The organism is Janthinobacterium sp. 1L-D-8-B-C4, from assembly GCF_057291295.1.
The window spans coordinates 1-21,008 of sequence record NZ_JBXAVX010000011.1 but is presented as its reverse complement, the minus strand read 5'-3'; the positions used below and the strand labels follow the sequence as shown (position 1 = coordinate 21,008).

The 21,008-nt window shown below is 63.9% G+C and carries 21 protein-coding genes; 14 read left to right on the top strand and 7 right to left on the bottom strand.

The genetic code is table 11. The features are described 5' to 3' along the window. Positions 1-237 precede the first annotated feature (237 nt). The 6 genes from AC0Z42_RS18735 (at position 238) to AC0Z42_RS18710 (ending at position 6,567) form a co-directional block, all read left to right on the top strand. Positions 238-1,347 (top strand): patatin-like phospholipase family protein, encoded by a 1,110-nt coding sequence (locus AC0Z42_RS18735; RefSeq protein WP_485469703.1) that lies wholly within the window; start codon positions 238-240, stop codon positions 1,345-1,347. A 62-nt stretch (positions 1,348-1,409) separates the two neighbouring features. Beyond that, on the top strand, positions 1,410-3,047 hold the full coding sequence (locus AC0Z42_RS18730; protein ID WP_485469702.1) for a methyl-accepting chemotaxis protein: 1,638 nt from the start codon (positions 1,410-1,412) through the stop codon (positions 3,045-3,047). A gap of 143 nt (positions 3,048-3,190) precedes the next feature. Continuing rightward, on the top strand, positions 3,191-4,045 hold the full coding sequence (locus tag AC0Z42_RS18725; RefSeq protein WP_485469701.1) for a creatininase family protein: 855 nt from the start codon (positions 3,191-3,193) through the stop codon (positions 4,043-4,045). A 58-nt stretch (positions 4,046-4,103) separates the two neighbouring features. Next, a complete protein-coding gene (locus tag AC0Z42_RS18720) occupies positions 4,104-5,378 on the top strand; it encodes a YncE family protein (protein ID WP_485469700.1) in 1,275 nt (424 codons plus the stop codon). Positions 5,379-5,385: 7 nt separating this feature from the next. Beyond that, on the top strand, positions 5,386-5,700 hold the full coding sequence (locus AC0Z42_RS18715; protein ID WP_485469699.1) for a DUF2628 domain-containing protein: 315 nt from the start codon (positions 5,386-5,388) through the stop codon (positions 5,698-5,700). Positions 5,701-5,934: 234 nt separating this feature from the next. Further along, positions 5,935-6,567, top strand: a complete 633-nt coding sequence (locus AC0Z42_RS18710; RefSeq protein ID WP_485469698.1) for a phasin family protein — start codon at positions 5,935-5,937, stop codon at positions 6,565-6,567. A 111-nt stretch (positions 6,568-6,678) separates the two neighbouring features. Here AC0Z42_RS18710 and AC0Z42_RS18705 read toward each other — a convergent pair whose 3' ends face one another. Together AC0Z42_RS18705 and AC0Z42_RS18700 are read right to left on the bottom strand one after the other, a co-directional pair. Beyond that, entirely contained in the window at positions 6,679-7,611 is a 933-nt protein-coding gene (locus AC0Z42_RS18705; protein WP_485469697.1) for an alpha/beta hydrolase, read from the bottom strand. Positions 7,612-7,687: 76 nt separating this feature from the next. After that, positions 7,688-8,578, bottom strand: coding sequence for a LysR family transcriptional regulator ArgP (locus AC0Z42_RS18700; protein ID WP_485469696.1), 891 nt, complete (start codon positions 8,576-8,578; stop codon positions 7,688-7,690). A gap of 210 nt (positions 8,579-8,788) precedes the next feature. Between AC0Z42_RS18700 and AC0Z42_RS18695 the strand changes: the two genes are divergently transcribed. Beyond that, a complete protein-coding gene (locus tag AC0Z42_RS18695) occupies positions 8,789-9,394 on the top strand; it encodes a LysE/ArgO family amino acid transporter (protein WP_308921983.1) in 606 nt (201 codons plus the stop codon). 25 nt (positions 9,395-9,419) lie between these two features. Here AC0Z42_RS18695 and AC0Z42_RS18690 read toward each other — a convergent pair whose 3' ends face one another. After that, positions 9,420-10,337 carry an AraC family transcriptional regulator gene (locus AC0Z42_RS18690; RefSeq protein WP_485469695.1) on the bottom strand — a complete coding sequence of 306 codons (918 nt, stop codon included), beginning with the start codon at positions 10,335-10,337 and terminating at the stop codon, positions 9,420-9,422. Between the two features lie 191 nt (positions 10,338-10,528). On the opposite strand from AC0Z42_RS18690, the gene AC0Z42_RS18685 reads away from it, so the two are divergent. The 3 genes from AC0Z42_RS18685 to AC0Z42_RS18675 all read left to right on the top strand — a co-directional run bounded on the left by AC0Z42_RS18685 (position 10,529) and on the right by AC0Z42_RS18675 (position 14,594). Further along, positions 10,529-10,930, top strand: coding sequence for a DoxX family protein (locus AC0Z42_RS18685; RefSeq protein WP_485469694.1), 402 nt, complete (start codon positions 10,529-10,531; stop codon positions 10,928-10,930). A 121-nt stretch (positions 10,931-11,051) separates the two neighbouring features. Next, entirely contained in the window at positions 11,052-11,498 is a 447-nt protein-coding gene (gene trxC / locus AC0Z42_RS18680) for a thioredoxin TrxC (protein WP_485469693.1), read from the top strand. A gap of 114 nt (positions 11,499-11,612) precedes the next feature. After that, positions 11,613-14,594: a sensor histidine kinase gene (locus tag AC0Z42_RS18675; RefSeq protein ID WP_485469692.1), complete on the top strand. Its 2,982-nt coding sequence runs from the start codon at positions 11,613-11,615 to the stop codon at positions 14,592-14,594. Between the two features lie 19 nt (positions 14,595-14,613). Here the strand turns inward: AC0Z42_RS18675 and AC0Z42_RS18670 are convergent, their stop codons facing one another. Continuing rightward, positions 14,614-15,096 carry a hypothetical protein gene (locus AC0Z42_RS18670; RefSeq protein WP_485469691.1) on the bottom strand — a complete coding sequence of 161 codons (483 nt, stop codon included), beginning with the start codon at positions 15,094-15,096 and terminating at the stop codon, positions 14,614-14,616. Between the two features lie 130 nt (positions 15,097-15,226). Between AC0Z42_RS18670 and AC0Z42_RS18665 the strand changes: the two genes are divergently transcribed. Continuing rightward, complete coding sequence (locus tag AC0Z42_RS18665; RefSeq protein WP_485469690.1) at positions 15,227-15,808, top strand: DUF1287 domain-containing protein; 582 nt, start codon at positions 15,227-15,229, stop codon at positions 15,806-15,808. Here the strand turns inward: AC0Z42_RS18665 and pdxR are convergent, their stop codons facing one another. Then, positions 15,809-17,260, bottom strand: coding sequence for a MocR-like pyridoxine biosynthesis transcription factor PdxR (gene pdxR, locus AC0Z42_RS18660; RefSeq protein ID WP_485469689.1), 1,452 nt, complete (start codon positions 17,258-17,260; stop codon positions 15,809-15,811). It abuts the gene before it with no gap. A 96-nt stretch (positions 17,261-17,356) separates the two neighbouring features. On the opposite strand from pdxR, the gene AC0Z42_RS18655 reads away from it, so the two are divergent. Both AC0Z42_RS18655 and AC0Z42_RS18650 read left to right on the top strand, forming a co-directional pair. Then, the gene (locus tag AC0Z42_RS18655; protein WP_485469688.1) at positions 17,357-17,797 is read left to right on the top strand and encodes a carboxymuconolactone decarboxylase family protein; all 441 of its coding nucleotides are present in this window, start codon (positions 17,357-17,359) and stop codon (positions 17,795-17,797) included. A gap of 79 nt (positions 17,798-17,876) precedes the next feature. Next, positions 17,877-18,173 carry a hypothetical protein gene (locus AC0Z42_RS18650; protein WP_485469687.1) on the top strand — a complete coding sequence of 99 codons (297 nt, stop codon included), beginning with the start codon at positions 17,877-17,879 and terminating at the stop codon, positions 18,171-18,173. A 99-nt stretch (positions 18,174-18,272) separates the two neighbouring features. Here AC0Z42_RS18650 and AC0Z42_RS18645 read toward each other — a convergent pair whose 3' ends face one another. Further along, a complete protein-coding gene (locus AC0Z42_RS18645; protein WP_485469686.1) occupies positions 18,273-19,451 on the bottom strand; it encodes a multidrug effflux MFS transporter in 1,179 nt (392 codons plus the stop codon). A 189-nt stretch (positions 19,452-19,640) separates the two neighbouring features. Here AC0Z42_RS18645 and epsC point away from each other — a divergent pair, with 189 nt between their 5' ends. After that, the gene (gene epsC, locus AC0Z42_RS18640) at positions 19,641-20,576 is read left to right on the top strand and encodes a serine O-acetyltransferase EpsC (RefSeq protein ID WP_485469685.1); all 936 of its coding nucleotides are present in this window, start codon (positions 19,641-19,643) and stop codon (positions 20,574-20,576) included. Between the two features lie 39 nt (positions 20,577-20,615). Here the strand turns inward: epsC and AC0Z42_RS18635 are convergent. Beyond that, positions 20,616-21,008: integrase core domain-containing protein (locus tag AC0Z42_RS18635; RefSeq protein ID WP_485469684.1), on the bottom strand; the 393-nt coding region annotated here is incomplete at its 5' end.

Genomic DNA, 21,008 nt, shown 5'->3' with positions numbered 1-21,008 from the left:
TATTATCAGGATTTCATAATATTTTTTGCTGCAATGCAACACCTGCAAGCCGCATGGGGACGACTTATGGCCTTTCTGAATGTCACATATACGTTAACTAAATTGCCATGTGGAATTTATTTATGTTAATTTACTATCTCATTTTGCAACATTGTTCCAGTGGAATAGTGCGGCATACAAGTCGAGTGGTTATTGATCCCAGGGGCGCATGACTGCTCCGCCATACAGGAGTTGTGCATGAAATCTGTCCACTTAAAAACCCCCGCCGTGAGTTCGGTGCCAGCCCGCAAAACCGGTTTGCTGCTGGGCGGCGGCGCCCCCAATTCCACCCTGATCGCCGGTGCGCTGGCCGCCTTTGTCGACGATGGGCTGGAGTTCGACGTGATTTCGGCGTCCGGTGCGGGTGTGTTGATGGGTTTGCTGTACACCACGCCGCACGAGGCCACGCCGCGCCAGGCGCTGCAAAGCTGGGCCGATACGGGCGTGGCCGACAGCATCTACAAGATGATCCCGATTAACTACAAGATTTTCCAGAAGCCGGGCATGCAGGCCAGCACCTTCCGCGACGCGTTCCAGCCACCGGCCAGCAACCCTTTCGTACAGGCATTCAAGCAAACGTTTGCGGGTGCGCCGACAGCCTGGTCGGACTGGGGCAAGCTGATGCTGTCGTCCTTGTCGCCGTCGGACCTGTCGTCGAAAAGCCTGGGCCTGTGCGCGCATTTGCCGTTCCTGGAAAAGGCGGTGGACTTTTCCGGCGTGAAAACCATGCGCCCGCAGTTCTACATCAATGCCTACAACCTGACCGAACACCGCATGCAGAACTGGGGCAAGCATGAAATCGCCCCGGAGCACGTGCGCGCGGCGCTGTCGTTTCCCTTCCTGTACGCGCCGACCAATATCGCCGGCAACGACTATATCGAAGGCGCTGCGCTCGATACCCTCAATTTCGACCCGTTTATCGAAGGCAAGGGCGAACATCACGATGCCGACACGCTGGTCATCCTCGACATCCTCGGCGACGAGCGCCTGCTGCGCAAGCCGCGCAACCTGTACGACGCCTGGGTGCGTTCCATCATCACGCCGCTGGTGAAAATTTCCAAGACCGAACTGCGCCTGTTCGAGCTCGAGCACAACACGGATGCGCGCACGGGCCAGCCCAAGCGCCGCCTGCTCAAGCTCGATCTGATGGGTGGCATCCCGGAACAGCACTGGCCCGATACGCTGGACTGGTCCAGTTCGAACATGCAACTGCTGTTCGACGTGGGCTACAAGGCCGGCGCCGCGTTTTGCCAGGAGCATGGCGATTTGCTGCGCCGCGCGGCCAAGGACACCGCGCTAGCGGCCTGAACCACTGATTGAATGACGCAATTACCTTATTTATCCAGCCCTGCTTCACTGACGAGCACATCATGAATATCACCAAGCAATTAATACTTACTTTGACCATCGCCTTGCTGGCCCTGCTGTTGCTGGGCAGTGGCGGCGCCATCCAGCTCAAGCGTGCGCAAGAACGTTTTGACACCGTGCAAAACCGCATCATTCCCAGCATCCAGGGCCTGAACGCGGCGAAAGCCGCCCTGACCGATTCGCGCCTGGCCGGCTACCGCCTGTCGGTGTTTTCCAATCTGGCCGACAAGACCGCGCTGGACAAGGCGCTGGCCGCCGCCAACAAGGATTTCGATGATCTGGTCGCGAAATACCGTGCCGAACGCATCTACGATGAAACCGACCGCAAGATGCTCGACGCCGACCAGGCCGCGATGGAAGCATATCGGCGCGCACTGGTGCCGTTCTTTGCCGCCGCGTATGCGGACGACATCGAGGGCGTGCGCGCCACCTTGCTCGCCGGCACGCCGCTGGCCCTGACGGCAGCTGCCGCCAAGAAAAGCCTCGATGACCATATCGCCTACAACAACAAACTGGTGTCGGACGTCAAGGCCGACAGCCTGGCCGCCTACGACACCGCCCTGTACACCATGCTGGCGGTGCTGGCCGTGGCCGTGCTGCTGACCGGCACGCTGGCCTGGCATATCTACCGCACCATCAGCGGCGGCCTGGGCAATATCCAGAGCACGCTCGAGCGCGTCAGCTCCACCCTGGACCTGTCGGCGGCGATGCCGGTCGAGCGCATGGACGAAGTGGGCCGCACGGCGACCGCCTTCAACCAGTTCCTCGAACGCATCGTCGAGGTAATCGCCACCGTGCGCACCTCGGCCGATACGGTCAGCGTGGCCGCCGGGCAGATCACGGCCGGCAATGCCGACCTGTCGGTACGCACCGAGCAGCAGGCTTCGTCGCTGGAAGAAACCGCGTCCAGCCTGGAAGAGCTGACCTCGGCCGTACGCCAGAATACGGACAATGCGCGCCAGGCCAATACCCTGGCCGTGTCCGCTTCGGAAGTGGCCAGCAAGGGCGGCGCCGTGGTGGCGCAGGTGGTCGGAACGATGGGCTCGATCAACGCCTCGGCGAAGAAGATCGCCGACATTATCGGCGTCATCGACGGCATTGCCTTCCAGACCAATATTCTGGCGCTGAACGCGGCGGTCGAAGCGGCGCGTGCCGGCGAGCAGGGCCGTGGCTTTGCCGTGGTCGCCACCGAAGTGCGCAACCTGGCCCAGCGCAGCGCGGCGGCGGCCAAGGAAATCAAGGGCCTGATCGAAGATTCGGTCGAGAAAGTCAACACCGGCAGCGCCCTGGTCGACCAGGCCGGCGCCACGATGGAAGAGATCGTCACCAGCATCCGCCGCGTGACCGACATCATGGGCGAGATCGCCAACGCCAGCCATGAGCAGAGCGCCGGCATCGAGCAGGTCAACCAGGCCATCTCGCAGATGGACCAGGTGACCCAGCAGAACGCCTCGCTGGTGGAAGAGGCTGCCGCCGCCGCCGCCTCGCTGCAGGACCGCGCCGTGGAACTGGTCGACGTGGTGGCGGTGTTTCGCCTGCGCGGCGACGCCAGCGGACGCAAGCTCAGCGTGGCCGGCGGCTTGCCGGCACAGGCCGCGCCACGCCGTCCATCGGAGCGTGCGCAGCGCCTGCTGGCTTAAAAACCTGCCTGTAGTCAATTCGCACCAAATCGTGTCAAATTAACGTGCTGTTGCTGCCCCGATGGAATACAATTCCTCGTGGCAGCAGCTTGCCTGGTCTCGCCAGGCAGGGCGTCACGCCTGATGACCACGAAAGATGTTTGATGATGAATTTGCAGTACCGCCTGCCACTGGCGCCACGCGCCTGCCTGCTTGCCCTGTCCCTGACCCTCGCCTTGCCCTTGTCGTGCCTGGCCGCGCCGTCGTCCAGCGTGGTGCTGGAAGAACTCACCAGTACCGAATTGCGTGAGCGCATAGCCCATGGCGCCACCACGGCCATTATCCCGATCGGCGGCGTCGAGCAGAGCGGTCCGTATATCGCACTGGGCAAGCACAATGTGCGCGCCGGCATGCTGGCGCGCCAGATCGCGCAAAAGCTCGGCAATACCATCGTCGCGCCGGTCGTGTCGTACGTGCCGGAAGGCAGTATTTCCCCGCCGGCCGGTCATATGCGCCATGCGGGCACGATCTCGATACCGCCGGCCGCCTTTGAAGCCGTGCTCGAAGGCGCGGCCGCCAGCCTGCGCCAGCATGGCTTTCGCGACATTATCTTTATCGGCGACCATGGCGGCTACCAGAAGAACGAACAGAATGTCGCCGCCAAACTGAACCGCGCCTGGAGCAAGGGCAAGGGTGATACGGGCCAGGATGCGCGCGCCTGGGCCTTGCTCGACTACTACGATATTACCCAGACGAAATATATTGCTGAACTGCAAAAGCGCGGCTTCAGCGCCGCCGAGATCGGCCTGCATGCGGGCCTGGCGGACGCGGCGCTGATGCTGGCGACCGACCCGACCATGGTGCGCAGCGAGGCCATGGCCCATGGCGCAAAGCCCGGCGTGGCCGACGGCGTGCGCGGCGACGCCACGCGGGCCACGGCAGAACTTGGCCAGATCGGCATCAAGCTGCAGGTCGACACCTCGGTGGCGGCCATCAAACAATTGCTGCAACATAAATAATTCTTCCACCCGGACGCCAGCGGCGACCGGCATTTGCCACGAAAATACGCGAACTTACATGAAAATACTCCAACGACGCACCATCGTCACCGTTTCCGCCCTGGCTGCCGCACTGGCCGGCCTGGGCGTGGCCAGCCAGGTCATCGGTGCCGCCGCCCCGGCTGCAGCCCCGGTCCCCGCGGCAGCGCCCGCTTACTCGCCGTTGCCTGGCATGCCGCCGCTGGTCGATCCGAAAAACGTCTACGGCAGCATAGGCCCGGCCAACATGAGCGCCGTGGTCAAGGACCATCTGCCGCGCGTCTACGTGCCGAACCTGCGCTCGAACGATGTGTATGTGATCGACCAGGAAAGCCTGAAAGTGGTCGACAAGTTCAAGGTCGGCCTGGGTCCGCAGCACGTGGTGCCGTCGTGGGACTTGCGCACCCTGTGGGTGGCAAACAATGCCGAGCGCACCGACAAGGGCAGCCTGACGCCGATCGATCCGTTGACGGGCAAGCACGGCAAGGAAGTGGCGGTTGATGATCCCTATAATATGTACTACACGCCGGACGGCAAGTCGGCCATCGTGGTGGCCGAAGCGCGCCACCGCCTGGACTTCAGGGATCCGAAGACCATGGCGGTGCAGTATTCGATCGACACGCCGCAGTGCGGCGGCATCAACCACGCCGACTTTTCGAACGACGGCCGCTACGCCATGTTTACCTGCGAGTTCGACGGCACCATCGCCAAGATCGACCTGGTGAACCGCAAGGTCGATGGCTACCTGAAGCTGCAGATGCCGGCCAAGCGCTTTGCCGAGTCCGGCCCGGTGGGTGGCCCGGCCAATGAAATCTGCAGCGTCAAGAAGGGCATGCCGCAGGACATACGCATTTCGCCTGACGGCAAGAAGTTCTTTATCGCCGACATGGACGCCGACGGCGTGCACATCGTCGACGGCGCCACCCTGAAGGAAATCGGCTTTATCCAGACCGGCGTTGGCGCGCATGGCCTGTACCCCAGCCGCGATGGTAAAAGGTTGTACGTGGCCAACCGCGGCACGCACCGCATCCATGGCAAGCGCAATGGCAAGGGCAGCGTCAGCGTGATCGATTTCGCCACCGAAAAAGTGGTGACGCAGTGGGTGATCCCGGGCGGCGGCAGCCCGGACATGGGCAATGTCTCGGCCGACGGCAAATACCTGTGGCTGTCCGGCCGTTTCGACGATGTGGTGTATCGCATCAATACCACCAGCGGCGAGGTATCGAAAGTGAAAGTGGGCCAGGAGCCGCATGGCCTGACCGTGTGGCCGCAGCCGGGCCGCTATTCGCTGGGCCATACGGGCAATCTGCGTTAAGGATGGCATGAAACAAGGCAGTACCCTGTATGCTGACGGCGCCGGCCGTTATGCCTATGTACACGCGGGCTTTTCCTGGCCCGCGTTTTTCTTCGGCACCCTGTGGGCGATCGCCAAGCGGCGCTGGTGGTGGCTGCTGCCCATGTTGTGCCTGGAGCTGGCCTTGTCGGCCTGCAGCGAGCTGGCCGACCTCAAGGGCAGGGAGGTCGCGATGCTGCTGGCCAGCAGCGTGCAGCTGTCCTATCTGCTGCTGCGCGGCTGGTATGGCAACCGCTGGCTGGCGGCGTCGCTGCAGCGCCAGGGCTATGTGCGGGTTGCCTGAGACGTTTCCATCAGGCCCGCATAGTTTCTTCTTCACTATTTTGCGCGGCAACAGCGGTGCGCCACTCCTCAAAAATCCTTGCGCAGCCCTGCGCATCTTTGATACAGATCATCCTTCGCCTGCGGTGCTCACGTAGCCTTGGGACTCGCGTTGCCAAGCATCTTTTCCATGTTTCCCGCGTGTCGCCCGATGCCGCCTTGGCATCGTTATCCAACGTTATCCCAAAGGAACTCCATGTATCCATACTCGCGTAGTGTCAGCCCTGCCGCCAAAAGCCATCTGGAAGCGCAGTTGTCGTTCTTTAACGGTATCTCGAAATCGCTGTTCCAATCGGTGCAGCAAGTGAGCGACCTGCATGTGCAGCTGGCGCAAAGCCTGCTGGAAGAAGCCACCATCGCCACGCATAACCTGATCACGCTCGACCGTCCGGAAGATGCTTTCCGCGTGGCCGCAGCCTCCGGCCAGCCGGCCACCGAACAACTGCGTGTGTATCAGCAGCAATTGTCGCGCGTGGCTGCCGACGCCCAGGTGCAATTTGCCAGCGTGGCCGAACAGCATGTGTCCGAAACCAGCCGCACGGCCAAGGCGCTGGCCGAAGAAGTGGCCCGTACAGCTTCGGAAGAAACGGAAAAAAACCTGCGCAAGCAGCAGGAAACCATGCAGCGCATCGCCGAGCCTTTCCAGGGCTTCCAGAATGGCAATGGACACAGCCGCGACCAGCAGGGCGCTCAGGGCCGTGACGGTCAAAGCTTTCAAAGCGGTGCCAATGCCGCCCAGGCAGGCACCGATGGTGCCGCCCCGCAAGCCGCTGCCCCCGGCAACCAGGCCGCCGGCTCGCAAGCGAAAGCCGGCAGTCGCAAGGAGTAAGTCGCACAGGGCCAGCGCCGAGCTGCCGGCACGGGGACCGAGACCCGGGTTGACAGCTCACGCTGACCGTTGAGCAGGCAATTGCGCCTCGTACGCCTGTGCGCCCGTCCCTTACCGGACGGGCGTTTTTGTTTCCGGCGGTGGTGCAGCGGTAACGGTCGTGTCGGGCGCGCTGTTGGCGTCGATAAAGGCGCTGACCCGGTCCAGCGTGGGCACCAGCATGCGCAGGGGGCTGGCCAGCGAGGCGACCAGGGTAGCGTGGCTGACGCCATCGAGATACTGCTCCGTGACGGGCCGGCCTTGTGCTCGCAGGGCGTTGGCCAGGCCGCCGGTATTGCGCTGCGGATTGACCAGCTTGTCGTGACCAGGCTGGGGCGCAATCAGCAGCGCCGGCGGTGCGTCCACCGTCACATGGTTGATCGGCTGCGAGGAAGCAGGGGTGTTGGGGAAGAAAAATACCGGTCTGGCGTTGGGGTTTTCGACCGGCAGGAAGTCATACGGGCCGGCCAGCCCTATCCAGCCGCGCAAATCTTGCGGGCGCATGCCGTGGCGCGCCAGCAGGCTGGCGTCGAGCGCCACCATGGCCGCGTTATAGGCTCCGGCGCTGTGGCCCATCACGAACAGGCGCGCCGGGTCGCCGCCGTAGCGGCGCACTTCGAGTGCCGTCCAGGCCACTGCGCGGGCAGCGTCCTGCAGTATTTCCGGATAATGCACCTGCGGATACAGGCGGTAGTCGGCGATCACGGCCACATAGCCGCGCGAGGCCAGCGCATGGCCGACAAAGGCGTAGTCGGCCCGTTCGCCCGAGCTCCAGTTGCCGCCATAAAAGAACACCACCACCGGCGACAGGCCAGCATGGCTTTTTGGCGCATATACATCGAGCTTTTGCCGGGGCAATGGTCCGTACGGCAGGCCGGCGGTTACCGTCGATGCGCTGCCGGACGACAGCGCATTGATGGCGCTCAGTGGCGAACAGGCGACAAGGCTGGCTGTCAGGGGAACCATGGCCAGCAAAGCCAGCATGGTGGTGCGCGCAATGCTCATGGGATCGGCTGGTTGGTTATTGTTGCCTCAGTGTAGGCCAAGCGGCGCTGCCAGCGCACACTGCTGGCGGCCCGGCTCATGGTTGCAGCAGCCATTTGCGGGCCGTGGCGATCACGGCGTCTGACAAGGTGCGCGTGAGCGGCGTCTGGATATCCCAGGCATGCCAGATCAAAGGCACATCCAGCGCCTGGCCGGCTGCCACGTCGACCAGCCGGCCGGCGGCCAGCGCCGTTTCCGCCTGCAGCAGCGGCACCATGCCATAGGCGTAGCCCGCTTCGATAAAGCGCACGAAGTCGCGCGCCGAGCCCAGCACGTGGTGCGGGTAGCGGCCCAGATACCCCAGCCGGTGTTCAAGGTAGCGCTCGTGCAGCGCGTCCTTGCTGCCGAAGGTGATGGCGGGCGCCTGGCTGACGGCCTCGGCCGTGAAACCGTCGGCGAACCAGCGCGCGGCAAACGCCGGCGAGGCCACGCACAGATAGCGCATGCCTCCCAGCGGCGTGGCGGTGGTGCCGGCTACCAGATCGGTAGCGCTGGTGACGCAGGCAAACACGCGCCCCTCGCGCAGCTGGCTCAGCGTATGGTCCTGGTCGTCGAGGCGGATATCGAGCAGGCACGATGGCGGCGTCAACAGCGGCCCCAGCGCTTCCGGGATCCAGGTGGCGGCGCTGTCGGCGTTGACGGCAATCGCCAGCTCGGGCAAGCGGGTGCTGGGGCCGGGCTGGGTGTCGAGCGCCGCTTCGAGCAGCTTGACCTGACGGTAATGGGCGATCAGGCGCTGGCCCGCTTCGGTCGGCAGCGGCGGATGGCTGCGGATGATCAGCAAAGTGCCTTCCAGGTTTTCCAGCGTGCGGATGCGCTGCGAGACGGCTGGCTGGCTGATGGCCAGCGATTGCGCCGCCTTTTCAAAGCTGCCCAAGCCGACCACGGCGTCGAGCGCCGCCAGGCCGCGGTAGTCGACTACGCGCATAAGCATCTCTTATATAAGGTTAGAATCATTGATTATACTTATATTTACTTTTTCTTTACACTACTGCCTTAGGGTAACAACTTCTTCCGCGCGCAGCGTCTTGCATGGCCTGCGCCCACCGTCCTTCTACCTTTTACAGCCTCGCCGAGCGTCTTGCCGGCCGGGCGTGGGCGGCTGCGCGCTGACGGAAAGCAATTGAAAGGAATTATCATGGATAGCGCAATCTTCTTGAAAGGCATGGGCCTGGGTGCCAGCCTGATCGTGGCCATCGGCACGCAAAACGCTTTTTTACTGAAACAGGGCCTGAAACGCCACTATGTGCTGACCTGCATCCTGGTTTGCCTGGTGTGCGACGCCTTGCTGATCTCGGCCGGCGTGGCCGGCATGGGCACTGTCATTGCCAACAACCCCAGCTTTTTGCTGTGGGCCAAGGCCGGCGGCGCCACCTTTTTGATCGCCTACGGACTTCGGGCGGCAAAGTCCGCCTGGCGTCCTGCCGCCCTGACGGCCTCGACCGCCAAGGCGCCCGATGGCTACTGGGCCGTGATCGGCGCGGCCCTCGCGTTCAGCCTGCTGAACCCGCACGCCTTTCTTGACACCGTGATCTTGCTGGGTTCGATCGGCGGCCAGCACGAAGGCAGCGGCCGCGTGTATTTTGCCGGCGGCGCCATCATGGCCTCGGCGCTGTGGTTTTTCGTGCTGGGCTTTGGCGCGCGCTACCTGGCGCCCGTGTTTGCCAAGCCGGTGGCCTGGCGCGTGCTCGACGGCATCATCGCGCTGGTAATGTGGGCGATTGCGGCCTCGCTGTTCCTGTAAGACCTGGATACTCGCCCCGGCTTTATCATTGCCGGGGCGGGTCTTCGGAGCGTGCATTGCCCTGTCGCCGCAGGCGTTCGCCATGCTGGCGGGGCGGATGGCCGAACAGCCGTTTGTATTCGCGGCTGAATTGCGATGAGCTGTCATAGCCGACCGCAAAACCAAGTGCCGCGACATCCTCGGCGGCGCACATCAAACGGCTGCGAGCGACCTGCAAACGTATCTGCTTCTGGTAGGCGATCGGCGTCAGGGACGTAATCGCGCGGAAATGCCGATGAAACGAAGTGACGCTCATGCCCACGGCCTTGGCCAGCTCCGCCACCCTGATCGGATCGGCATAGCTACTTCGCAGGCGGCCGATGGCGATGCCGATCTGTGTCATCCGGCTATTGGCGATGCCCAGTTGGCGCACCATCGCGCCCTGCGGTCCATTGATCAGGCGCCACAACACTTCACGTTCGACCGCTGCGGCCAGGACGGGAATGTCCGCCGGCTGTTCCAGCATCCCGAGCAGCCGCACCACCGCGTCGATCAGGGCGTGCGCCGTATCGCTGACGGCCAGGCCTGCCGGCGCGGGATCGTGCGGCAAGCCCATCTGTGCATCGAGCAGCAAGCTTGAAATCTTTTCCGCACTGAGCGACAGGCTGAGACTGAGGAAAGGGCGTTCCGGACTGGCCTGCAGCACCTGCACCGCCAGCGGCAGGTCCACCGGGATCACCAGATATTGTCCCGCGCCGCAATCGAGCGGCGTCTCGCTCAGGCTGATCCGCTGCACGCCTTGCGCCACGATGGTCAGGGCCGGCTCGCACACATGCAGGAAGGGCTGTGTCGGCTGGGCGATCGCCATGAGCGTGACACCCGGTAGCGCGCGCAACGCAGCATGCTCCGGCGTGCCATGCCTGGCGATCAATTCTTTCAGCTTGAGCAAGGTTTTCGTAGTCATGTCATATGGTGGGGTGGGGCATGGTGCCGGAAGGTCGATCGTGTAAGTGCATGTTAGCACCGTAATTGGCAGGATTGTGCAGTAAACAAGTAGCTTTGTCTTATCCGATATGGCAGCTGCCATGATGCAATGGCGTACCTGTCCATGGCGCTCTTGCCGATGGCAGGCCAGGCCATCAAAAGGATAGACATATGACTGACTCGAACACCCGCATTGTCAACAATCGCTACCTGCACGGCGCGCTATGGCTTGCCCAGGCGCTTGTCGCCGTCTCTTTCTGCTGGGCAGGCGTCATGAAAGTGGCGACGCCGATAGCGCAGCTGGCCCTCACCTGGCCATGGACGGGCGATTTGCCCGTCAGCGCCGTCAGGCTGCTGGGGTGGGTAGACCTTGCCGGTGGACTCGGCGTGTGCCTGCCCGCTTTTTGGCGGTTCAAGCCTGGCTTGACCAGCCTCGCCGCTCTCGGTTGTGTCTTCCTGCAGATTTGTGCGATGGTCTTTCATGCAGCGCGAGGGGAGATGGCGGTGCTGCCGGTCAACGCGGTATTTCTCGCTGTCTGCACCTTTATCGCGTGGGGCCGCTGGAAGCGATGATGGGGTGATGAACGACGCGCCGTACGCGTGTCAACGGAAGCGCGGCGCGATTTCTGCTAAGGTATGATTTTACTGACTGGCCCCGGCACTATCCGCTCCGGGGCTGCTTTTCGGACTTGTCATGACCTCAACCACGCCAGAAGCCCTGCATATCGTCTGCCCCCATTGCGACGCCGTCAACCGCCTGCCGCCCGCGCGGCTGCGCGAACAGCCCACCTGCGGCAAGTGCCAGAAGGATCTGTTTACCGGCGCGCCGGTGGATCTTTCAAGCGCGCGCTTTTTGAAGCATATCGAGCGCACCGACATTCCCGTGCTGGTCGATTTCTGGGCGCCCTGGTGTGGCCCCTGCCGCACCATGACACCGTTCTACGCCCAGGCCGCGCAAACCCTGGAGCCGGCGTTTCGCGTGGTAAAGGTCAATACCGAAGCGTCGCAGGACATCGCCACCCGTTTTGCCATCCGCAGCATCCCCACGCTGGCCTTGTTCCGCAACGGCATGGAAGTGGCGCGCCAGCCGGGCGCGGTAGACGCCAATGCCATCGTCAGCTGGGCCAGGAGCAAGGCCTAGCGCGATGCCATGCCAAAGCCTAAAATGGGAGCATTGGCGCTGATCTTGCTGCCAGTATAAAAACTGCCGTGGTTCCAGTAAGATGCTGCTCACTTACATACCCGGCAGTTTCCCATGCACTTATTCCGATTCGCCACCGCTTGCGTGCTGGCGTGCCATCTGCTCGCCGCCAGCGCCCAGTCGCTGCCCGCCGATAGCCGGCCAGTGATCGACATGCAGCACACCAGCTGGACTGCGAAAGACGGTGCCCCAACCGGCATCACGGCGATTGCCCAGACTGCCGACGGCTGGTTGTGGATAGGCAGCGCGGTGGGCTTGTTCCGCTTTGACGGCGTACGTTTCGAGCGCATGACCGGGGCGCAGGCGCCGCTGTCGTCCAGCATCCATGCGCTGGGCCTGTTGTCCGACGGCCGCCTGTGGATTACCTACAAGTTTGGTGGCGCCAGCCTGATGTCGGCGGCAGGCATGCAGCATTTCCGCGTCGGCGAACATGCGATGCCGGGCGGCACTTCCACAGGCTTGGAACTGGACGGCGATGGGCGGCTATGGCTTGCCGGTTCGCGCGGGCTGAAGTGGCTCGGTGGCGACGGCAACTGGCGCGAGCCGGCGCCAGCCATGGCTGCGCCGGACGCTGCCACCGCGATGCTGCGCGATCGTGGCGGCAGGTTATGGGTGCGTGGTGGCAACGCTGTCTACACGCTGGAAAAACACGCTGCGCGCTTCACGCCAGGTCTCCCCGTGGCAGGTTTCGGCAAGCTGGCCGAACATCCGGACGGCAGCATCTGGACTTCCGCGACCATGCAGCCGGGCCTGCAACTGCTGGCAGGCGTACCGGGGGCCACGGTTCCCGACTCTGCCAGCCTGGGCAACATCAGCTATTTTCTGTTCGATCATGCAGGCAAGCTGTGGATGCCCAACTATAACGGCGTGAGCGTGGTGAGCGTGGTGAGCGTGGCCGGTGCCGGCGCCTTTCCAGCGCAGCGTACCGGTGCCGGGCAGGGCCTGTCGGGCCAGCATGGCTTTGCCGTGTTCGAAGACCGCGAACAGAATATCTGGGTAGGCACTGAAAGCGGACTCGACCGTTTTCGCACGTACCGGATCGCGCCAGTCTCCTTGCCGCGCTACCTGGCCGGTGCGCGTGCACTGGCCCCGCGCAGCACGGGCGGCGTCTGGGCCGACCGCTCGTTCCTGGCCGATGCGGGTGCAGCGGCCGAGCCGTTTGCGCCGCCGTCTTCCGCCACCGACCTGACCACGGCCCTGCATGCGGCGCCGGACGGCGTGCTGTGGAGCGGCGGCATCGGCGCATTGTGGCGCATCGACCAGGGCCAGCGCGTGAGCGTGCCGCTGCCGCCGGGCCTGGCCGATCCTGCGAGCACGGTGGTCTTGTCGATCGCCACCGACGCCGCAGGCGCCTTGTGGGTCGGCATGGGCAGGCGTGGCCTGTACACGCTGCGCGCTGGCGCATGGCTGGAAAACGGTGGCGTGCCGGGCCTGGCCGGGCTTGCGCCGTCGGTGGTCGCCAGCGATGCGCGCCGTACCTGGTTCGGTTCGACCAATGACCGGCTGGTGGTGCTCGAAGGCGGCAACTTGCGCCATATCGGCCGCGCAGAAGGGGTGCACCTGGGCACGGTGCTGGCGATACTGCCGACCGCGCAAGGAGCCTGGATCGGTGGCGAAAATGGCGTGGCCTGCGTCGAAGGCCAGAAAGTCATTCCGCTCAGCGGCTTTGGCGACGACCCGTTTGCCGGCGCCACCGGCCTGGTATTTGACGCCGATGGCACGCTGTGGATCAATGGCGGCGCCGGCATTTCCTCGATTGCGCCCGGCGAGTTGCAGCGCGCCCGGCGCGAGCCCGGCTACCGCGTGCAATTTTCGCGCCTCGACTACCGCGACGGCCTGCAGGGCACGGCCGGGCCGATCACGCCGTTTCCGTCGGTCGTGCGCAGCAACGATGGCGCGCTGTGGTTTTCGACCCTGGGCGGCGTCTACACTTTCAAGCCGGCCAGCCTGCCGCGCAATCGCCTGGTGCCGCCCGTCTACATTACTTCACTAAAGGCCGATGGCAAGCAATATGGCGTGCATGACGGCCTGCGCCTGCCGCCGCATGTGGGCGAACTGGCGATTGACTTCACCGCATTGAGCCTGCGCGCGCCCGAACGCATGCGCCTGCGCTACCGGCTCGAAGGCCTGGAGCAGGGCTGGCACGAGGTGGCCGGGCGGCGCTCGGTGCAGTACACCAGCCTGGCGCCTGGTCATTACCGCTTTCGCGTAGTGGCCTCGAACGATGATGGCCTGTGGAACCAGACCGGCGCGCAGCTGTCGTTCGAGATACAGCCCGGGCTCACGCAAACTGCCTGGTTCCGCGTGCTGTGCGTGCTTTCCTTGCTGCTGCTGGCATGGCGGCTGCACCGCTGGCGCCTGACGCGGATGTCGGCACAACTGCATGTGCGCATGAACGAACGCCTGGGCGAACGCGCGCGCATTGCCCGTGCGCTGCACGACACCATCCTGCAAAGCATGCAGGGAATCATCCTGCACCTGCATGTGGCGCGCGGCGCGCTGCCAGAGGGAAGCCCCGTGCGCGCACGGCTGGAGCAGGTCATCGTCGACGCCGACCAGGCCTATGTCGAGGGCCGCGACGAAGTCAGCGCCTTGCGGCTCAGTCCGGCCGGCGGCATCGAGGACGCGATTGCCGACACCGGCGAATGCCTGATGCGCGATGCGCCACGCACGGCGTTCCGGCTGCAGGTCAGCGGCACGCGCGTGCCATTGCGCGATATCGTCGCCGATGAACTGGTCGAGGTTGCCCGCGAAGCGCTGCGCAATGCTTTCCAGCACGCCGATGCGCGCCAGGTCGAGGTCACGCTTGATTTCGGCTTTCGCCAGCTGAGCTTGAGCGTCTGCGACAACGGCCGTGGCATGGCGACCTGCGCCGGCAAGGGGCGCTGGGGTCTGGTTGGCATGCGCGAAAGGGTGGCGCGCATCCAGGGCAAGCTGACCATCGACGGCGCGGCGGCGCCGGGCACGCGGATTGTCGTCAGGCTGCCGGCGCGCCTGGCCTATGCGCAGCGCCGGCGCTGGTGGCAGCGCTTTTGACGTGCGCAGCGTGGGCTGGCTATTGCTGGCCGGCCAGGGGCAGCGACCAGACATACTCCACTTCTTCGTCAACGCCCGAGCAGGTCAGCAGCAGCTCCGCGGGTTCCTGCGACAAGCTGGCAATTTCATCCTGGAACGCCATCACGGCCCGTATCATCTGGCCATGAAACTGCTTGTTGACACGCAGGTCGACGATCTCCTGGCGGGCGATATTGACCAAGGCGAAGTCACTCAGCGTCAGGCTCCTGCCGCCATTGGCCGGCCACTGGCTGGCTTCCTTGAGGTCGCCGTCGGCCAGCGCTTCCAGGAAATACTCGAGGCTGACTGTGTTCGACTCCTGCACCGCGCGTTGCGAGCTGGCTTTCGTATCGACGCAGACCGAGACGGCGCGCGCTGCGTGGTCATGGTAAAACGCAAAGGTGTACACGGGGACGTTGCGCGACTTGATATCGTCGATCGCCGCGCGCAGTATCGCGTGGAAAAATTCGGCCGCTGTTGACATGGGTGAAAAACTTTCTGGCGTGAGGTAAAGGCTGGCAGTATAGCCCAGGCGACCCGGGCTGGCGCGGTGCGCCGCACGGCAGGCCGATAGTGTAAAGTCCGCCTGTTTCCTTCAACGTCCAGGCCCCCGCATGTTCGTCAAACTGTTATCCACCATCGTGCTGGCGGTGCTGTCCGCTGCGGCAAGCGCCTCCGCCACCGGCCTGGTCGACGCCGCCCGCAGCCAGGTCGGCGTCACGCTCTCTTACGATCCGCGCTACGAGCGGCTGGCCTATCCGGGCGGCGACGTGCCGCTCGAGCGCGGCGTGTGCACCGACGTGGTGGTGCGCGCCTACCGCAAGCTGGGGGCCGACTTGCAGGTATTGGTGCACCAGGACATGAAACAGGCGTGGGATGTCTACCAGAAGAAGGGGCGTTGGCAGATGAAGGCGCCGGACCGCAATATCGACCATCGCCGCGTGCCGAACCTGGCGACGTTTTTCAGCCGCCATGGCAGCAGCCTGCCGGTCAGCAAGGACGGCCGCAACTACAAGCCGGGCGATATCGTGACCTGGATGTTGCCAGGCAACCTCACCCATATCGGCATTGTCAGCGACAGGCCGGCCGGCGGCGGCGTGCCGCTGATCATCCACAATATCGGCGCCGGCACCAAGGAAGAAAACATCCTGTTCGCCTATCCCGTCACCGGGCATTACCGCTGGCAGGGCAAGTAATCAGGCTGGCAGGGGCAGCATATCCTGCAAGATGCCCAGCAGTATGGCCAGCGCCGCATCAATGTCCAGCGTGTCGATCGCGCCATAGCCCAGATAGAGTCCTTGCCGGCGCGGCGCGCCGTGATAAAACGGCGCGATCGACAGCAGTCCGACCTCGGCCCGGCGCGCGCGGCGCAGCAGTTCAACCATGTCGAGCCGCACATGTTCCCGCACCAGCGCCGCCACATGAAAACCGGCTGTCGTCGGCACCAGTGCAAACCACGGCGCCAGCGGACCGTCGAACCAGTACCGCAGCCGTTCGCGCCGGCCTGCATACACATCGTGGCAGCGGCGGATATGGCGCAGCAAGTGGCCGTCGTCGATAAAGCGGGCCAGCGCCAGTTGCGCCAGGCTGGGCGTATGCCAGTCCGTCAGGTGTTTCACGGTCTGCACGGCGCGCACCAGTGCCGCGGGCAGCACCACATAGCCGATGCGCAATTCCGGCAGCATGGTCTTGGAAAAACTGCCCACATGGGCCACCAGGCCGTGGCGGTCCATGCTTTGCAGCGCATCGGTAGGCCGGCCTTCGTAGCGAAAGGCGCTGTCGTAATCGTCTTCGATAATGATGGCGCCCAACGCGCCCGCGCGCTCCAGCAGCGCCTGGCGGCGCGCCATGCTCATCGGCATGCCGAGCGGGAACTGGTGGGTAGGCGTTGCATAGATCAGCCTGGCGCTGTCCGGTATCTGCCTGACCACCATGCCTTCCTCGTCCACATCCACGCCCACCACGTGCGCGCCCATCGCCTCGAACAGCTGGCGCGCCATCGGGTAGCCCGGCTCTTCCACCACCACCGTGTCGCCAGGTTCGAGCAGGGCGTGGGCCAGCAGCGACAAGGCTTGCTGCGCGCCATTGGTGACCAATACTTGTTCGGGCGTGCAAACGATGCCGCGGGTAAAAGCAGCGTGGCCGGCAATCGCCGTGCGCAGCACAGGCAGCCCTGCCACCGGCCCGTAATTGCCGCGCTCGCCGCGTTCCTGGCGCAGCGCATATTGCACGCAGCGCCGCCATTCATCGTGCGGGAACAGGGTCGGCGTGGCGCGCCCGCCGATAAAGGCGTAGCGCGCAAACTCGCTGCGCGGTCCCTGCACCAGTGGCAGCGGCATGGCTTCCCAGCGCGCCAGGCGCGCGCTGCTGGCAAGCGGGGCGCCGGCCGGGCGCGGCTGCGGCGCTGCTTGCGGCGCCTGCACGAAGCTGCCGATGCCGACCTTGCCCACCAGCAGCTGTTCATAGCCCAGCCTGTCATACACATCCGATACGGTCTGGCGTGACAGCCCCAGCTGGCTGGCCAGCAGCCGCGATGGCGGCAGTTGCTGGCCATGGGCCAGGCGCCCGCTGCGTATCGCTTCGCTCAGCTGGCGGTACAACTGGCCGCCCAGGTCGCGTTTGCCCTCAAGGCTGATGTGTAATTCCATGGTAATGGTCTGCTGTTTTCAGGGAAAATTGGCCTGCCGCAGCATGTTGCCGCGCTTCTACAATGGCGTATCTCAACTTTAGCAAGGAACGCCATCATGACACAGCAACGCATAGACTTTGTACAAGCCTCGCCCGACGCCAACAAGGCCATGTACGCGCTCGAGGCGGCGATCGCCAAGCTGGGCGTTGAACATTCGCTGATGGAACTGATACGCCTGCGCGCCTCGCAAATTAATGGCTGCGCGTTTTGCGTCGACATGCATACCAGCGACGCCCGCAAGGCCGGCGAACCCGAGCGCCGCCTGTACGCCGTGTCGGTCTGGCGCGAAACGCCGTTCTTCACGCCGCGCGAACGGGCGGTACTGGCCTGGACCGAAGCGCTGACCCTGATCGCGCAAGCCCATCCGTCCGACGACGCTTATGCGGCGCTGGCGGCCGAACTGACGCCGGCAGAGATGGTCAACGTCACCCTGGCGATCGGCTCGATCAATACCTGGAACCGCCTGGCCGTGGGTTTTGGCAAGATGCCGGCATAGCCTGAGCGTTCGTTCGCGTACAGACGCTATACCTGGCCATGCTTAAGCTGGCAGTACGACTTATCAGCCAGGAGCAGCCATGGAAGCAAATGTGGGCGACGTTACCGAAAAAACGTCCGAGCATCAGGAAGCGGCACGCCGCGAGTTCATCGCCGAACTCTGGCGGCGCTTCGAGGCCTTGCAGGAATGGGCCGTGGGCCACTGGCCAGACCAGCAGCATCCTCTGAGCTCGGCCGACTTCGTCGAGTCGCGCAAGGAAATCCTCGGCCTGCGCTCGCCGGCCGGGCCCTTGAGCCAGCCGTCGCAAAAGGGCGAGGCCGAGCCGGAAGATGGCGGCGCGCAGTATCGCGATGTGACACCGGCGCCCTGGCCTTGATGACAACGTGCAGGTCGCGTAGGTCGGATTAGCGCTACGCGCGTAATCCGACAACATTGTTAACACGGCCAACGGTGGTGTCGGATTACGGCCTTCAGCCTAATCCGACCTACGAATCCCCTGGGCCAGCACCCAACACACCAACGCCACCACCAGTCCGCCCATCACCCCATACGCCAGGTTCAGCGCGCTGTCGAACAGCAGCGGCGCGACCAGGCCCGACACCAGCGCGAACAGCAGCATCTGGATGAACGACTGCATCGACGAGGCCAGTCCGCTGTTGTTGGGGAAGTGGTTCAGCGCCATCAGGGTCATCGGCGGCATCGCCAGCGACAGGGCGAACGAATAGAAGAACAGCGGCAGCACGGCCCATGGCACTTCGGCGGCAAAGAAGTAGTTGTAGACGATATTGACGGCGGCCGCCACCAGCATCAGCACAAAGCCGGCCCACACCATCTGGCGCTGGCTGTAGCGGTGGGCGATTTTGCTGGACAAGGCCGAACCGAATACCATGCCGCTGATCAAAGGAATGAACAGCCAGGCAAACGCCGTTTCCGGCAGGTGCAAGATATTGATGATGAAGTAGGCGGCCGAGCCGATATACAGGGCGAAGCCGCCAAAGGCCGCGCCGATGGCGGTCGACAGCAGCAGGAACTGGCGGTGGCGCAGCACGTTCCAGTAGTTGACGGCAATGCTGCCCAGGTGGAAGGCGTGGCGCTGTTCCTTTGGCAGGCTTTCCGGCAGGGCGCGCCAGACGACAACGAACATCAGCACGCCGAAGGCGGTCAGGAACCAGAAGATCCAGCGCCAGCCCAGGCCTACTTGCAGCCAGCCGCCCAGCACGGGCGCGATCGCCGGCGCCAGCGCGAACACCATCATGATGTGCGAGAGGATTTTTTGCGCTTCGGCGCCCGAGTAGCGGTCCTGCACGATGGCGCGGCCGATCACCGAGCCGGCGCCAGCGGACAGGCCCTGCAGCACGCGCCAGGCCAGCAGAGCGCCCAATGATGGCGCGAGCGCGGCGCCGACCGAGGCGATCACGTACAGCACCAGCGAGACCAGGATCACCGGGCGGCGGCCGAACGAATCGGACAAGGTGCCGTAGAACAGCATCATGAAGGCAAAGCAAAACAGGAAAAAGCTCAGGGTCTGCTGCACCAGCAAAGGACTGGCGTTAAAATCGTGCACGATGGCGGGGAAAGACGGCAGGTAAGTGTCAATTGCAAGCGGTCCGACCATTGCCAGGCCCGCCAGTATCCAGGTTAATAATTTAGTCATGTTCTGTAGTGATTTTGTTAGTCCGCCATTTTACGCTAGCAAGGCGCAGGGCGTCGGCCCCCGCTCGGCCGCCAGTTGTTATGCGTTTTTCATATATGGAAGCGTGAAATGCTTCCTTGGCCTGGCAGGCAGCAGCCGCTAAGCTGGGGCGACCCGGCCTGCGCGCCGTTTTATTTGAAATGAACAGCCATGCACAGCATAGATACTCCGGCCAGCGTTGACGACACGGTCCAGTGGAACCTCGGCCCCGTGATTGCCGCGCTGCGCGTGTCGCGCGAAGAAAAACACAAGATCCGCCACAACGGCCGCGTGCGCGAACTGCCGTCGCGCGAAGCCCTGACGACCATCGTCAACGGCCTGTCGGCGGCGCTGTTTCCCACCCATTACGGGCGGCCCAACCTGACCGATGAAAGCATCGATTATTTTGTCGGCGACACGCTCAATACCACCCTCAACCGCCTGAGCGAACAGGTGCGGCGCGGCCTGCTGTTTTCCGTCGCGCCGGGCGATGTGCACACCGAGGCCAGCGACGACGCGCTGGCCGCCAGGGCCCGCGAGATCACGCGCGCGTTCGCCGCCAGCCTGCCCGCAATCCGCGCGCTGCTGGTATCCGACGTGCAGGCGGCGTACGCGGGCGACCCGGCCGCCACCTCGGTGGCCGAGATCATGCTGTGCTATCCGGGCACCATCGCCATTTTGTATCATCGCCTGGCGCACCAGTTGCACAAACTCGGCTCACCATTCCTGGCGCGCCTGGTGGCTGATATTGCCCACACCCTGACGGGCATCGATATCCATCCGGGCGCACGGATTGGCGCGAGCTTCTTCATTGACCATGGCACCGGCGTGGTGATCGGCGAGACGGCCATTATCGGCGAGCGCGTGCGCCTGTACCAGGCCGTGACCCTGGGTGCCAAGCGCTTCCCGGCCGATGAATCGGGCGTCCTGATCAAGGGTACGCCGCGCCACCCCATCGTCGAAGACGACGTGGTGATCTACGCCGGCGCCACGGTGCTGGGGCGCATCACCATCGGTGCTGGCAGTACCGTGGGCGGCAATGTGTGGCTGACGCACAGCGTGCCGGCGAACAGCAATGTGTCGCAAGCGCACAGCCGACATGATTAGTACCGGGGTCAGACCCGTCGGGTCTGAGGTATCCCGGTTTTAATGGAGAGTCACTCCCTCGCGGCGCGGGGGATTTTTAATCGATGCGTACTGCACCTCAACCTCGATTGGGGTGCGGTATTTCAAGCTTTGATGCAAGCGCATCCGATTGTAGTACACCTCGATGTAATCGACGATAGCGGCCTTGGCCTCTTCGCGTGTGGCATACGTCGTATTGTGCGTGATTTCGTTTTTCAGCTGCGAGAAGAAGCTCTCGGCCACGGCGTTATCGTGGCAGTTGCCGCGCCGGCTCATGCTGGGTCGCAACTGATGTTCCTGCAGCACGCTGCGATAGGCTGCCGATCCGTACACACTGCCCTGATCGGTATGGCAGATCAGATTGGCAGGCGGCTTGCGCTGCACGATGGCCATCCTCAAGGCCGCGATCGGCAG

What these genes read in the sequence shown, in the direction of transcription:
- AC0Z42_RS18735 (WP_485469703.1), top strand. Translation starts at nt 238, where the DNA reads ATGAAATCTGTCCACTTAAAAACCCCCGCCGTGAGTTCGGTGCCAGCC.
- AC0Z42_RS18730 (WP_485469702.1), top strand. Translation starts at nt 1,410, where the DNA reads ATGAATATCACCAAGCAATTAATACTTACTTTGACCATCGCCTTGCTG.
- AC0Z42_RS18725 (WP_485469701.1), top strand. Translation starts at nt 3,191, where the DNA reads ATGATGAATTTGCAGTACCGCCTGCCACTGGCGCCACGCGCCTGCCTG.
- AC0Z42_RS18720 (WP_485469700.1), top strand. Translation starts at nt 4,104, where the DNA reads ATGAAAATACTCCAACGACGCACCATCGTCACCGTTTCCGCCCTGGCT.
- AC0Z42_RS18715 (WP_485469699.1), top strand. Translation starts at nt 5,386, where the DNA reads ATGAAACAAGGCAGTACCCTGTATGCTGACGGCGCCGGCCGTTATGCC.
- AC0Z42_RS18710 (WP_485469698.1), top strand. Translation starts at nt 5,935, where the DNA reads ATGTATCCATACTCGCGTAGTGTCAGCCCTGCCGCCAAAAGCCATCTG.
- AC0Z42_RS18705 (WP_485469697.1), bottom strand. Translation starts at nt 7,611, where the DNA reads ATGAGCATTGCGCGCACCACCATGCTGGCTTTGCTGGCCATGGTTCCC.
- AC0Z42_RS18700 (WP_485469696.1), bottom strand. Translation starts at nt 8,578, where the DNA reads ATGCGCGTAGTCGACTACCGCGGCCTGGCGGCGCTCGACGCCGTGGTC.
- AC0Z42_RS18695 (WP_308921983.1), top strand. Translation starts at nt 8,789, where the DNA reads ATGGATAGCGCAATCTTCTTGAAAGGCATGGGCCTGGGTGCCAGCCTG.
- AC0Z42_RS18690 (WP_485469695.1), bottom strand. Translation starts at nt 10,337, where the DNA reads ATGACTACGAAAACCTTGCTCAAGCTGAAAGAATTGATCGCCAGGCAT.
- AC0Z42_RS18685 (WP_485469694.1), top strand. Translation starts at nt 10,529, where the DNA reads ATGACTGACTCGAACACCCGCATTGTCAACAATCGCTACCTGCACGGC.
- trxC (WP_485469693.1), top strand. Translation starts at nt 11,052, where the DNA reads ATGACCTCAACCACGCCAGAAGCCCTGCATATCGTCTGCCCCCATTGC.
- AC0Z42_RS18675 (WP_485469692.1), top strand. Translation starts at nt 11,613, where the DNA reads ATGCACTTATTCCGATTCGCCACCGCTTGCGTGCTGGCGTGCCATCTG.
- AC0Z42_RS18670 (WP_485469691.1), bottom strand. Translation starts at nt 15,096, where the DNA reads ATGTCAACAGCGGCCGAATTTTTCCACGCGATACTGCGCGCGGCGATC.
- AC0Z42_RS18665 (WP_485469690.1), top strand. Translation starts at nt 15,227, where the DNA reads ATGTTCGTCAAACTGTTATCCACCATCGTGCTGGCGGTGCTGTCCGCT.
- pdxR (WP_485469689.1), bottom strand. Translation starts at nt 17,260, where the DNA reads ATGGAATTACACATCAGCCTTGAGGGCAAACGCGACCTGGGCGGCCAG.
- AC0Z42_RS18655 (WP_485469688.1), top strand. Translation starts at nt 17,357, where the DNA reads ATGACACAGCAACGCATAGACTTTGTACAAGCCTCGCCCGACGCCAAC.
- AC0Z42_RS18650 (WP_485469687.1), top strand. Translation starts at nt 17,877, where the DNA reads ATGGAAGCAAATGTGGGCGACGTTACCGAAAAAACGTCCGAGCATCAG.
- AC0Z42_RS18645 (WP_485469686.1), bottom strand. Translation starts at nt 19,451, where the DNA reads ATGACTAAATTATTAACCTGGATACTGGCGGGCCTGGCAATGGTCGGA.
- epsC (WP_485469685.1), top strand. Translation starts at nt 19,641, where the DNA reads ATGCACAGCATAGATACTCCGGCCAGCGTTGACGACACGGTCCAGTGG.